Raw genomic sequence first — 12,947 nt, 5'->3', positions numbered from 1 at the left:
CTTTACAGTTTGACGGGCTTGCCGGACCGGACGCTTTCGTCGGCGGCAAGGCAGATGGCGAGGGATTGGACCGCGTCTTCCATGTGACGGGTCAGGTCGATGTCTTCGGTGATGGCGCGGGCCATGTAGGCCTGTTCGCGTTCGCACAGGTCCTGATGGCCGGGTTCGTCGGCCATGCTCAGGTCCTCGTCGGGTCGGCCCACGCGGTGGACGCGGATTGTGGAGGTCTTGGTGTGGGTGTCGTGGTCATCGGACCGCGCGCTTTCCGGCATGCGGATCGACACGGCGCCTTTGGGGGATACTACGTCCTTCACGAAGAAGGCGGTGTCGGACATCATCGGTCCCCATCCCGCCTCATACCACCCGACGGAGCCGTCGGCGAACAGCACCTGGAAATGGCCGTAATTGTACATGTCCGGCGCGATCTCGTTCGACAGGCGCAGGCCCATCCCCCGCACCTCCACCGGTTTGGCGTCGGTGATTTGGCACATGACATCGACGTAATGCACCCCGCAATCCACGATGGGAGAGGTGGTCTGCATCAGGGTCTTGTGGACTTCCCATGTCGGCCCCGAGGATTGCTGGTTGAGGTTCAGGCGGAAGACGTAGGGGCCGCCCAAAGCCCGCGCTTCGGCGATAAGGCGCATCCATGACGGGTGGTGGCGCAGGATGTAGCCGATGACAAGCTTGCGGTCGTTGGCGCGGGCGCAATCCACCACGCGGCGGGCGTCGGCGACGGTGGTCGCCAGCGGCTTTTCGACGAAGACATGCGCGCCCTGTTCCATCGCCATGCAGGCGTAATCGGCATGGCTGTCGGAATAGGTGGAGATGTTCACGAGGTCGGGTTTCAGCCTTGTTAGAGCCGCTTTGTAATCCGGTTCGATGCTGTAGCCCGCCATTTCGGGGTCCAGCTTCGGTTCGGACCGGTTCACCAGACCGACCAGATCGAAGGCCGGGTTGCGGTGATAGGCCAGCGCATGGCTGCGCCCCATGGTGCCAAGACCGGCGACGAGGGTTCGGATGGGGGTCATTTGACGGCTCCGGCGGTGATGCCACGGATGAGTTGGCGCGAGAAGATGAGGTAGAGGACCAGAACGGGGATGATGGCCAGCGACAGGGCCGACAGCACCGCATTCCAGTTGGTGACGAACTGGCCGATGAAGACTTGGGACCCGAGGGTGATTGTCTTGGTTTCTTCGCTGGGCGCGAGAATCAGGGGGAACCAGAGGTCGTTCCAGATCGGGATCATGGTGAAGACGGCGACGGTGGCCATGGCGGGGCGGACCAGTGGCAGGACGAGGGTGAAGAAGATGCGGTATTCTGAGAGGCCGTCGATCCTTCCGGCGTTCTTCAGATCGTCTGAGACGGAGCGCATGAATTCCGACAGGATGAAGACGGCAAGGGGCAAGCCTTGGGCGGTGTAGACGAGGATGAGGGCGGTCAGAGTATTCACTAAACCAGCCGAAACCATCAATTCGAGGATCGCCACCGTACCAAGGCGGATGGGGATCATGATGCCCAACGCAAGGTAGAGACCCATCAGCAGGTTGCCCCGGAAGCGGTATTCCGAGAGGGCAAAGGCCGCCATCGCCCCGAAGAGCAGGACGAAGAACAGGCTCGCGACCGTCACGGTCATGGAATTCAGGAAGTATTGGAAGAAATCCCCCTGCTCCAGCACCGTGGTATAGCCGACGAGGTCGAAGTTGCCCGGCATCGGTGGCATCAGCGGTTCGGCGAAGATCGCGCGGCGGGATTTGAAGCTGTTGATGACGATGACGAAGACCGGGAACAGCGCGATCAGCGTGTAGGTCAGCAGGATCGCATGGGCGGCGATGCTGCGTCCGGCATGGGTGCGGGTCTTGGACATGGCGGACCCCTCAGAACTGATAGCGGCGCAGCCGCGTCTGGATGCCGAACAGATAGATGCACACGCCCACGAGGATGATGGCGAACATGGCGGTGGCGATGGTCGCTCCCATATGGGGATCACCCAGTTGCAGCTGGAAGCCGAAGAAGGTGCGGTAAAGGAAGGTGCCGAGGATATCGGTGCTGAAATCCGGGCCCGCCAGCGCGCCCTGGGCGACATAGATCAGGTCGAAGGCGTTGAAATTGCCGACAAAGGTGAGGATGGAGATGATGCCGATGGAGGGAAGGATCAGCGGCAGCTTGATCTTCCAGAACTGGGACCAGCCGGTCAGGCCGTCCATCTTGGCCGCCTCGATCACGTCATCGGGGATGGAGAGGAGGGCGGCGTAGATCAGCATCATCGGGATGCCGACGAACTGCCAGACGGAGATGAGGGCGAGGGTCGTCAGCGCGTATTCCTCTTTCCCCAACCACGGTGCGAAGAGGAATTTCAGACCGACGGCATCGAGCATCCCCGGCGCGATGCCCCAGATGGGGGACAGGATCAGCTTCCAGACGAAGCCCACGATCACAAAGGAGAGGATCGTGGGGATGAAGATGGCAGTGCGGTAGAAGGCCGCCATGCGCAGCTTTGGACTGGACAGAAGCGCGGCCAACAGGATGCCGATGGGGTTCTGCACCAGCATATGGATGATGAAGAACCACAGGTTGTTGCCCAGCGCGTTCCAGAACGCGTCCGACCAGCGCGGATCGCCGAAAAGCGTGGCAAAGTTGGCAAGGCCCACGAAGATGCGGTTCTGGCCGTCGAGATTGTAGAGCGACAGGTTCAGCGTCCCGAAAAGCGGGATGATCATGATGGCGGTGTAGACCAGCACGGCAGGTGCCAGAAATACGCCGATATGCCAGCGGAAGGGTTTCCGTCGTGCCATGACGCCCTCTTGTCGGTTTGGGAATGGGGGGGGGTCCGGGGGGCCGATGTGGCCCCCCGGCCTTTGCAGATCATTTCTGCGGTTCGTACCAGCTTGCCAGACCGTCCTGCAGGCGCTTCGCCGCGTCGGCCGGGGTTTCGCTGCCACGGATCACGTTGGCCGAGGCGTTCCAGGTTTCGTTTTCAAGGTTCGGCGTGCCGCGCGACAGGATCTGATAGGTGGAGCGGATCGTCGATTGGCACTTGCCGCGCCAGGAAACGAATTCCTGCGCCAGCGGATCCTGCATTTCCACCGGGGTGGAGTTCAGGCTGAAGAAGCCCGGCAGGGCATTGGCATACATCGCGGCGAATTCCGCGCTGCCGACCCATTCGAGGAAGGTCTTCGCGGCCTCGGCATTCGGCGATTTGGCGTTCATGCCGATCGCGATATCGGTGTGGTCCGAGATGTAGCAGGTATCGCCCGCTGCCGCGACCGGGGGCGGGAAGGCGCCCATGGCAAAGCCCGCCTGCGCGTTGAAGCCCGCGATTTCCCAGGAACCCGCCGGATAGATCGCCGCGCGGCCGAGGGTGAAGAGGTTCTGGCTGTCGGGATAGGTCTGGGCCTCGAACCCGTCACCCAGATAGTCCTTCCAGCGGGCCAGCTCCTCGAACGGGGCGACCCATGGCGCGTCGGTCAGCTTCTGTTCGCCCTTGATCAGGGCAAGGCGGCCTTCCTCGCCCTTCCAGTAGTTCGGGCCGATGTTGTTGTAGCCCATCGTCGCGGCTTCCCACTGGTCGTTGGTGCCCATCGCCATGGGGATGTAGGTGCCGTCGGCCTTGATCTTGTCCAGCGCGGCGAAGAATTCGTCGCGGGTGGTGGGGACCGCGATGCCCAGCGCATCGAAAGCGTCCTTGTTGTAGATGAAGCCGTGGATCACCGATGCCATAGGCACGCAGAAGGTGGCCGCGCCATCATCCGTCTGCCATGCCGATTTCGCGACGGGCGAGAAGTTGGCCATGGCGGCAAGACCCGTCAGATCGGCCAGATGCCCCTGATTGTAGAGTTCCAGCGAGGCGTCGAAGGGGCGGCAGGTGATCAGGTCGCCCGCGCTGCCTGCCGCGAGTTTGGAGTTCAGGGCGGCGTTGTATTCCGCCGGTGCGGTGGGGGCGAAGACAACCTTGATGCCGGGGTTCGCGGCCTCGAAAGCCGGGATGATGGTGTCCTGCCAGATCGTCAGGTCGTCGTTGCGCCAGCTTTCGATCGTCAGCGTCACATCCTGTGCCGATGCCGCGCCACCCAGAAGGGTGGAGGCGAGAAGGGCGAAGCGGAAGGTCTTGGTCATTGGTCTCTCCCAGTTGGTGGCCTTATGCGTTCAAAGCGGCAAGGGCCGGGCCGAGTGCCCCCCCGCTGTTCGTGAGAAGCGCCTGCGCCTTGTCGCGCGAGGCTCCGGCAGCGATCAGCACCGCCGGTTTCACCGCCCCGCCGGTCTGGCCGAGCGCGTGTTTCGCCGTTTCCATATCGCGCCCCGAGATGCCCGAGACGATGCGGGCGGCGCGGTCGATCAGTTTCGCGTTGTCGGCATGGAGATTGACCATGTAGCCGTCATGCACATGCCCCAGCAGGATGCCCATGCGCACTGACAGCATGTTCAGCGCCACCTTCTGCGCCGTTGCCGCCCCCATGCGGGTGGAGCCATTCACGACCTCGGGTCCGGTGTCCAGAAGGATGGAAATGTGGCTCTGTTCCAGCAGTTTCGACCCCGGAACGTTGGCGATGCCGACCACCGTCAGCCCCGCCTTGCGCGCCAGATCGGCGATGACCAGCGTGTAGGGGGTGGAGCCGGAGGCAGAGAGGCAGAGGATGGTGTCGCCCTTGGTTAGCCCCGCCTTGCGGAAGTCGGCTTCGGCCAGTGCCGGATCATCCTCGACCGATCCAACCATGTGCAGCAGGGCATCCGTGCCGCCCGCAAAGAGGATGGGCGAGGTCGAGGGCGGGATGCCGAAGGTTCCGGCCAGTTCCAGCGCATCGGCCAGCGCCATGAGGCCCGAGGATCCGGCGCCTGCATAGGCGAGTTTTCCACCGGCGCGGAGGCTGTCTGCCGCGGCGGTGGCGGCGGCGTCGATCATCGGAATGGCCGCGCGCACGGCTGCAAGCGCGGCAAGCTGGGCATCCAGCAGATGCAACAGGGCAGCCGTTCCCGGCAGGGCGTGCAACCCTGCGGATTGGGGGTGACGGGCCTCTGTCGGGCGCTCTGTCATGTGATTCCCTTCCTGTTTCCCTGATAATGCCAAACTAATACCAATTGTAAAGCGTCTTTGCGTTTTGCAGGTGCAGCATCAGTTTTTGGCCCGTTTTCGCAAAGGTCCTTTCCATTTGGTATTGTTTTGGTATCTTTATGGGTGAAGGGATTCGCCATGCAGCTTTTTCTGGGGATTGATGGGGGCGGCACGGGGTGCCGTGCGGCCGTGGCGGATGCCGCGGGCCTGATCCTTGGGCGTGGGGCGGCGGGGCCTGCGAATATCGCCTCGGATGCCAGCGGGGCCGCAGGGAACATTCTTGTAGCGGCGCAGGCGGCGATTGCGGCGGCGGGCGGGGGTGAGGTTGTGGCGGCGGGGCTGGGGCTGGCGGGGGCGAATGCGGCGGGGGCCGCGGATCGGCTGCGCGACGCCCTGCCCTTTCGCCGGATGTCGGTTGTGACCGACGGGATCACGGCGGTGAAGGGGGCGCTGGGCGCGGGGGATGGTGTCGTGGCGGCCTTGGGGACCGGTTCGGTCTTTGCGGTGCAGCGTGGCGGCGTGATCCGGCAGATCGGCGGGCGCGGGCTGGTTCTGGGGGATGAGGGCAGCGGGGCCTGGATCGGGCGGGCGGTTCTTGCGGCGGCGTTGCGGGCGCTGGACGGGTTCGGCGACGTGACGCCATTGCTGGCCGCGCTGGTGGACGAGATGGGCGGGCCGGATGGCGTGGTGGCCTTTTCGCTGCGGGCGCGGCCTGCGGATTTCGCGGCGCTGGCCCCGCGGGTGGTGGAAAGCGGCGATCCGGCGGCGCAGGCGGTGATGGCGCGGGCCGAGGCGGATGTGGCCGAGGCGGTGGGCCTGCTGCGTGGCAAGGATGACCTGCCGGTGGTGTTTTTGGGCGGTTTAGGGACTGTTTTTGCCACGCGGATGGCGGAGCGATTCCCGATTCAGGCGGCGCTTGGCACCGCGCTTGACGGCGCGCTGATGCTGGCGCGGGAGGCGGCGTGATGGAGCAGATCTTTTCCCCCGACGGGTTCGAAGAGGTGGGCAGCGGGCCGCTTTACCTGCAATTGCAGCGGCGGATCGGCGAGGCCATCACCTCGGGCCGGTTGCGCCCGGGCGACAGCCTGCCGCCCGAGCGGGACATGGCGGCGATGACGGGGCTGAGCCGGGTGACGGTGCGCAAGGCGGTTGAAGGCTTGGTCGCATCGGGGCAACTGGTGCAAAAGCGCGGATCGGGAACCTTTGTCGCGGCGCGGGTGGAGCGGCTGGAACAGGCCCTAAGCCTGCTGACAAGCTTTACCGAAGATATGGCGCGGCGCGGAAAGAGTGTGGAATCCGTCTGGCTGGCGCGCGGGCTGCATGCGCCAGCACCGGAAGATGTGATGGCGCTGGGGCTGGGCGCGGGGGACCGTGTCGCGCGGCTGGAACGAGTGCGGCGGTCGGACGGGGTGCCGCTGGCGATTGAACGCGCCTCGCTTTCTGCGCAGGTCTTGCCAGAGCCGGAGGCGGTGGAAGCGTCACTTTATGCGGTGCTGGAGGCGCGGGGGATGCGGCCTGTGCGGGCGGTGCAGCGGATTTCCGCGGCCAATCTGGGCGCGCGGGATGCGGAATTGCTGCATGTGCCGCCCGGCGCGGCGGGGCTGCGGATCGAACGTGTCGGATACCTGCCGGACGGGCGGGTGGTGGAATTCACAAGGTCGCTCTACCGGGGCGACGCCTATGACTTCGCGGTGGAGCTGAAGCTGGCACCCGAAGCGGAAAGGAACTGACGATGACCAGTTACATGGCCCGCGAGGTAAGCGAGATTCCGCAGGTTTCGAGACGATTCCTCATGGAATCGCGGGGGGCGTTGCGGGCAGCGGCGGCAGCGATGCGTGCAATCGATCCGGGACTTATCGTCACTGTGGCGCGGGGCTCTTCCGACCATGCGGCGACCTATCTGAAATACGCGGTGGAATTGCTGGCGGGGGTGCCGGTGGCATCGGTGGGGCCATCGGTGGCATCGGTCTATGGCCGCCCCCTGCGGTTGGGCGGGGCGGCCTGCGTGGGGATCTCGCAATCGGGTCGCAGCCCGGACATCGTGGAAATGATCCGCGCGGCGGGCACTGGTGGGGCTCTTTCGGTGGCGATCACCAATTTCGCCGATAGCCCGATGGCGCAGGTGTCGGCCCACTGCCTGCCGTTGCAGGCAGGGGTGGAACAGTCTGTTGCGGCGACCAAGACCTTCGTCACCTCGGTGGTCGCCGGGTTGGCGCTGGTTGCAGAATGGCAGCAGAACGAGCCTCTTTTGGCTGCAATAGAGACGATTCCACAGGCATTCGAGGCTGCTTTGGCACTTGACTGGTCGCCGCTTGCCGCGCGGATGGCGCGGGCGCAGCAGGGCTATGTGCTGGGGCGCGGGCCTGCCTTCGCGATTGCGAACGAATGCGCCCTGAAACTGAAGGAAACCTGCGGCCTGCATGCCGAGGCCTACTCGGCGGCAGAGGTCCTGCACGGGCCGTCGGCCATCGTGCAGGCGCATTTCCCCGTGCTGGCACTGGCGGTGGAGGACGCGGCGCATGCGGGTGTGGTGCAGACGGCAGAGCGATTGGCGGCGCAGGGGGCGGATGTCTTCGTGACGGGGGCTGCGGCGCAGGGTTGCGTAACCTTGCCCTCGGTCGGTGGTCTGCATCCGCTGGTCGCGCCACTGGTTCTGGCGGTTGGTTTCTACGGCTTTGTCGAGGCGCTGGCTCGACGGCGAGGGTTTGATCCCGACACGCCGCCCCATCTGCGCAAGGTGACGGAGACGGTGTGATGGGGCGGGTATCGTTCACCGGGGCACGGGTATTCGACGGGGCGCAGTTCCGTGATGGCGCGCTTTTGGTGGAAGGGGGCCGCGTTATCGGGTTTGGGCCGCCCGAGGGGCATGTGGTGGATCTTGGCGCCGGCGTGATCGCGCCGGGATTCCTTGACCTGCAGGTGAATGGGTCGGGTGGCGTTGCCATCGACGCAAGTTGCGACCTGGCAGTGTTGGAAACTGTTTGCGCGGTTCAGGCACGGTTGGGCGCGACGGGATGCCTGCCGACGCTCATCACCGATACCCATGATGCGACGGTGCGGGTGGTCGAGGCGGGAATTGCGGCCACGAAGGCGCAGGTGCCGGGTTTTCTGGGCCTGCATCTGGAAGGGCCGCATCTGGATCTGCGGCGAAAGGGGGCGCATGATCCTGCCCTGATCCGGCCGATGGAGGCGCGTGATCTGGCCTTGGTGATAGAGGCGGCGGCAGAGTTGCCTGCGCTGATGGTCACAGTCGCTCCGGAATCGGTGACGCTGGACCAGATCGCCGCAATGGCAGCGGCAGGCGTGATCGTTTCGCTGGGTCATACCGATTGCAGCGCAGACGTGGCGCGGGCGGCGATGGCGGCGGGCGCGCGTTGCGCGACGCATCTTTTCAACGCCATGAGCCAGATGGGCAATCGCACGCCGGGCATGGTGGGTGCGGTTCTTGCGGCGGGCGGATTTGCAGGGCTGATTGCGGATGGCATCCATGTCGACCCGCTGACGCTGCGCGTCGCATTGGCGGCAAAGCGCGAGGGGGTCTTCCTTGTTTCGGATTGCATGGCCCTTGCGGGGACGGATTTGACAGAGTTCCATTTGGGCGGGCGGCGGATCTTGCGGGCGGAGGGGCGGTTGACGCTTGAGGATGGCACGCTGGCTGGGGCCGACCTGACCTTGCCACGGGCGGTGCAGGTCCTCGTGAAGGATGTAGGGATCGCGGAGGAGCGGGCGCTTGCCATGGCAAGCGCCGTTCCCGCAGCGGTGATCGGGCGGGACGATCTGGGGCATCTGCGCCCCGGTGCGCGGGCAGACATGGTGCATCTGTCGCCTGATTGGAACCTGCAGGGCGTCTGGCGCGACGGTGTAGCGGTCTAGAGGGCGGCGAAGGCGGCGGTGCCATCCTCGAATTCCGCGACGACGATGGGGCCATAGGGCGCTTGCCATTCGCTGTGGATGTGCGTGTTTTTTGGCAAGGTCAGAGACGTTCCCTGCATGGTTTGCCCATTCACCCGCAATCGTGTCAGCGCCGCATGTGATTGAAGATGGACGGTAACCTGCTGCCTGCCATCCGCAAGGTCCTCCACCGTGACAGAGAGGCCCGGAGCAGGGCGCTGGTCCTTCGGGAGGGGGAAGGAACCGGCGAGGGTTTCGTCCGGAACGCGTGACGGCGGCTGCCGATAGTGCCCCGTCGCCTCGAAGGCGCAGGCGATTTGCAGAAGGGCGTTGTCCTCCCAGCCACGTCCGGCGAAGGTCAGGCCAGCGGGCATGCCGGTATCCTCCATGACTCCCATCGGGACGGTCACGGTGGGGATGCCCAGATGCCGGATGGCAAGGTTGCCATTGGCCACCCAAACGCCGTTGGCCCAGGCCTTTTCAAAAGAGTCGGGGTTTCTGTCAGCATCTGCGGGCGCCACATCGGCGACCGCAGGAAATACCACGGCATCAAGGCGCAGGGCATCCATCCACTCTTCCAGATCGCGGTGGCGCGTTTCCTCCAGCGCGGCAAAGCCTTCGGCAAGGTGGGGGATGGTGCGGAAATCCGTCACCGGATGCGCGGCGGCAAAGGCGGGATAGGTGGCGATATCGTCATCGAAGCCGTCATATCGGTCACGCAGCGCGCCTTTGGGCAGGGGAAAGATCGTACTGCCATCCACGTGCGACAGGCGGTTCAGCGTCGGGTCATCGTTGGCGGCAAGGAAATCGTCCCAAGACCAGACCGAAAGATCCATGATCTCGCGTTTCAAATAGGCGGGCGGGACAAGGCCGCGCGTGCGGAGGGTGGGGGCGCCGGGACGATCGCCCTCGTAATTGGTGATCACGGGGAAATCGGTGACGATGACGGTGGCCCCCGCCGCCTCCATCGCCTGCCGCGCGCGGTGCCAGAGGGAAAGGATGGACGGGCGGGTGACGATGCGTTGTCCCGTCGGCCCACCTATGCCGGGGTCATCCGCCGTGCCAGCAAGGGGGTCGGCATTGATGTACATCGCCGGAACCCCGATGCGCTTGCCTGCAAGCGAGGCGGTTTCCGCCAATGCGGGATAGGAGTGCGGGCGGATCTCGCTTGCCTTCGGGATGGCGATCCATGGCTGGCTGCGCCAGAGGTCACCGCGTGTTTCGGGATCATCCGCCACGAGAATGTCGAGGAGTTGCAGCATATCCGCCATGCTGCGGGTATGGGGAACCACGACATCCATCGTGGGCACCAGCGGCCAGTTGCCACGTACCGAAATGACGCCGCGCGACGGCGTGTAGGCACAAAGCCCGTTGTTCGCGGCAGGCGCGCGGCCCGACGACCATGTCTCCTCGCCCAGACCGAAAGCCGCGAAACTGGCCGCAGTGGCCGTGCCTGATCCGTTGGAGGAACCGGAGGCATAGGCCGCGGTCAGGTAGTCCGCATTGTAGGGGCTTTCTGCGCGGCCATAGACGCCGCGCTGCATCCCGCCATTGGCCATGGGCGGCATGTTGGTAAGCCCGATCAGCACCGCCCCCGCCGCTCGCAGACGTGCAATCGCGAAGGCATCGTCGCTGGCGACGAGGTCCGCAAAGGCGGGAGAGCCCGAGGCGACGGTCAGGCCCTTGGCCTTGTAACTGTTCTTGGCGGTGTAGGGGATGCCGTCCAGCGGGCCCAGCGTTTCCCCGCGCGTTCTGCGCAGGTCCGATGCGCGGGCCTCTTCGAACATCGCAGGGTTCAGGACGGGCACGGCATTCAGCCGCGCGCCGTGCCGGTCATCGGCGGCAATGCGGTTCAGATAGGCGGCGGTCAATGCGACCGAGGTGGTGCGTCCGTCATCCAGCGCAGCGCGCAGGTCGGCGAGGGAGGCTTCGACGATGTTCATGTGCGGGGCTTTGGCTGCTGCTGTGTGATGCAATGGACGCCGCCGCCCCGCGCAAAGAGTTCGCGGGCATCGACCGACACGATGCGGCGACCGGGATAGGCGGTGGAAAGGATTTCGGCGGCACGGGCATCGGCCTTCCGTTCGTCGAAGGCACAGGCGATTACGGCACCGTTGATGACCAGATGGTTCACATAGGACCAGTCCACGAAACCATGCGCGTCTGTCAGGGTCTCGGGGGCGGGCAGGTCGATCACCTCCAGCCTTCGCCCCTTGGCATCGGTCGCGGCGGCAAGGATCTCGCGGATCTCGCGCATCGTGGCATGGTCTGGGTGGCCTTCGTCGGGCTGTGCATGGACCAGCACCTTCCCCGGAGACGGGAAGGTGGCCACGATGTCCACATGGCCCCGCGTGCCGAAGGGTTCGTAATCGCGCGCAAGGCCGCGGGGCAGCCAGATCGTCTTTTCCGTACCCAGAGTCCGCGCCATTTCCGCCTCTACCCTTGCGGCATCGGCATGGGGGTTGCGCTCGGGGCCAAGCTGGACGGTTTCGGTCAGCAGGATGGTGCCATCGCCATCAACATGGATACCGCCCCCTTCATTCACCAAAAGCGATGGGACGATAGGTACGCCCAGCAGGCCGGCGATGAAGGCGGCGAGGCCTCTGTCATGCGTGGCCGAGGTCCAGTCGCCTCCGCCCCAGCCATTGAAGATCCAGTCCACGGCGGCAAGTGATCCGTCCTCGGCATGCACGAAGGTAGGGCCGGAGTCGCGCAGCCAGAAATCGTCGATCACGCGCTCAACCGTCTCTATTCCGGCAGAAAGCATGCGTTTTGCGCGGCTGCGTTCGCTCGGGTCCACGATCATCGTGACGGGTTGGTATTCGGCGATGGCATGAGCGACGGCTGCCCAGGCGGCATAGCCTGCCTCGCGTTCGACGGTGGTTTCGCCCAGCGTCGCGCCTTCGCGGGGAAAGGCCATCCAGATACGATCCTGCGGCGCGGTTTCGGGTGGCATCACATAGGGCATGGCAGATTCCGGGTTGGCCGATTTCGGCAAGGTTAGAGCCAGTTTTTCCAACGAAAGTAGAGATAGGCGATCACCGAGGAGGCGAGCATCGCAACGAGCGCCGAGGGATAGCCCAGCGGTTGCGCAAGTTCGGGCATGATCTCGAAATTCATCCCGTAGATCGAGGCGATCAGCGTCGGTGGCGAGAACAGAACCGCCACCACCGACACGATCCGCACTGTGGAATTCTGCGCAAGGTTGATCATCCCCAGCGTGGCATCCGAGGCAAGGCCCACCCTTTGCGAAAGAAAGTCGGTATGTACCTCAAGCGCGTCCATGTCGCGCATAAGGTTGGCGACGCTGCCCGCAAGCCCTTCATCTCCGATCCTGTCGCGGGCGGTCTGCGCATAGAAACCAAGTGCGCGGTTCAGCGTCAGCAGGGCAAGGCGGATATTGCCGAGAAGTTCGGCCTCGCGACCGATATGGCGCAGGGCGACCTCGAGCCGCTTCTGGTTCTGCCCGCGTTTTCCGGGCGAATAGACACTGCGCGACACATGGTCGAGGCTGCGGCCCGACGATTCCAGAAGGTCGGCAAGGCGACCGACGATTTCCTCGATCAGCGACAGGAAGATGCCATTCGGATTGGCGCAGGTGGGGCCAACCTTGTCGGCCCGCGTCGGATAGGTCTCGAACGGGCGGCTGTCATGGTGGCGCACGGTCACAAGGCGCGCCGTCGACAGGATGAAGGTGACAGGCCCCGCCATGGGGCCATTTGTTTCGGAATGGCCGGTCAACTGCGCGGTCAGATAGTCGACCCAACCCTCGCGATAGAGGCGGTTCGAAACCTCGATCTCCTCCATGTCCTCAAGCGTCGGAACATCAAGGCCAAGCGCGGCAACGGCGGCGGTTTCCACCTGATCCGGTCGCAAAAGATCGATCCAAATCGCCGAAGAAAGCGGCGCCTCGGGCGCAAGGCGGATCAGGCGACCCTCGATTTCGCGATAGGCGATCAGCATCAAGCACCCGGCATTTACGGCAGGCAGAGGTTAGGCGGGCACT

At 64.7% G+C, this 12,947-nt stretch carries 12 protein-coding genes; 4 read left to right on the top strand and 8 right to left on the bottom strand.

Annotation, left to right across the window (positions count from 1 at the left end):
• Positions 1 to 2: 2 nt before the first annotated feature.
• The 5 genes from TabM4_RS18725 to TabM4_RS18705 form a co-directional block, all read right to left on the bottom strand.
• The gene (locus tag TabM4_RS18725; RefSeq protein WP_434615939.1) at positions 3 to 1,031 is read right to left on the bottom strand and encodes a Gfo/Idh/MocA family protein; all 1,029 of its coding nucleotides are present in this window, start codon (positions 1,029 to 1,031) and stop codon (positions 3 to 5) included.
• Entirely contained in the window at positions 1,028 to 1,867 is an 840-nt protein-coding gene (locus TabM4_RS18720) for a carbohydrate ABC transporter permease (RefSeq protein WP_434615936.1), read from the bottom strand. The genes TabM4_RS18725 and TabM4_RS18720 overlap by 4 nt, the downstream gene beginning before the upstream one ends.
• 10 nt (positions 1,868 to 1,877) lie before the next feature.
• Entirely contained in the window at positions 1,878 to 2,795 is a 918-nt protein-coding gene (locus tag TabM4_RS18715; RefSeq protein WP_434615933.1) for a carbohydrate ABC transporter permease, read from the bottom strand.
• Positions 2,796 to 2,865: 70 nt separating this feature from the next.
• Complete coding sequence (locus TabM4_RS18710; protein ID WP_434615930.1) at positions 2,866 to 4,116, bottom strand: ABC transporter substrate-binding protein; 1,251 nt, start codon at positions 4,114 to 4,116, stop codon at positions 2,866 to 2,868.
• A 22-nt stretch (positions 4,117 to 4,138) separates the two neighbouring features.
• Positions 4,139 to 5,032 (bottom strand): N-acetylmuramic acid 6-phosphate etherase, encoded by an 894-nt coding sequence (locus tag TabM4_RS18705; protein WP_434615927.1) that lies wholly within the window; start codon positions 5,030 to 5,032, stop codon positions 4,139 to 4,141.
• 156 nt (positions 5,033 to 5,188) lie between these two features.
• Here TabM4_RS18705 and TabM4_RS18700 point away from each other — a divergent pair, with 156 nt between their 5' ends.
• The 4 genes from TabM4_RS18700 to nagA are packed head-to-tail and all read left to right on the top strand — an operon-like array spanning position 5,189 to position 8,923.
• Positions 5,189 to 6,016 (top strand): BadF/BadG/BcrA/BcrD ATPase family protein, encoded by an 828-nt coding sequence (locus tag TabM4_RS18700; protein WP_434615924.1) that lies wholly within the window; start codon positions 5,189 to 5,191, stop codon positions 6,014 to 6,016.
• Positions 6,016 to 6,780: a GntR family transcriptional regulator gene (locus tag TabM4_RS18695; protein WP_434615922.1), complete on the top strand. Its 765-nt coding sequence runs from the start codon at positions 6,016 to 6,018 to the stop codon at positions 6,778 to 6,780. Before TabM4_RS18700 ends, TabM4_RS18695 begins: the two co-directional genes overlap by 1 nt.
• Before the next feature lie 2 nt (positions 6,781 to 6,782).
• Entirely contained in the window at positions 6,783 to 7,805 is a 1,023-nt protein-coding gene (locus tag TabM4_RS18690) for an SIS domain-containing protein (RefSeq protein ID WP_434615919.1), read from the top strand.
• Positions 7,805 to 8,923 (top strand): N-acetylglucosamine-6-phosphate deacetylase, encoded by a 1,119-nt coding sequence (gene nagA, locus TabM4_RS18685; protein WP_434615916.1) that lies wholly within the window; start codon positions 7,805 to 7,807, stop codon positions 8,921 to 8,923. The genes TabM4_RS18690 and nagA overlap by 1 nt, the downstream gene beginning before the upstream one ends.
• Here the strand turns inward: nagA and TabM4_RS18680 are convergent.
• From TabM4_RS18680 to TabM4_RS18670, 3 genes are read right to left on the bottom strand one after another with little or no spacing between them, the layout of a single operon-like run.
• Positions 8,920 to 10,884, bottom strand: coding sequence for an amidase (locus tag TabM4_RS18680; RefSeq protein WP_434615913.1), 1,965 nt, complete (start codon positions 10,882 to 10,884; stop codon positions 8,920 to 8,922). The two genes, nagA and TabM4_RS18680, sit on opposite strands and share 4 nt — an antisense overlap.
• Entirely contained in the window at positions 10,881 to 11,909 is a 1,029-nt protein-coding gene (locus tag TabM4_RS18675; protein ID WP_434615910.1) for an agmatine deiminase family protein, read from the bottom strand. The genes TabM4_RS18680 and TabM4_RS18675 overlap by 4 nt, the downstream gene beginning before the upstream one ends.
• A gap of 32 nt (positions 11,910 to 11,941) precedes the next feature.
• Positions 11,942 to 12,904: a magnesium transporter CorA family protein gene (locus TabM4_RS18670; protein ID WP_434615907.1), complete on the bottom strand. Its 963-nt coding sequence runs from the start codon at positions 12,902 to 12,904 to the stop codon at positions 11,942 to 11,944.
• Positions 12,905 to 12,947: the final 43 nt, after the last annotated feature.

Origin of the sequence: Tabrizicola sp. M-4, from assembly GCF_051132405.1 — a bacterium.
Classification (GTDB): Bacteria; Pseudomonadota; Alphaproteobacteria; order Rhodobacterales; family Rhodobacteraceae; genus Paragemmobacter.
This window is presented reverse-complemented; position numbering and strand designations above follow the sequence as displayed.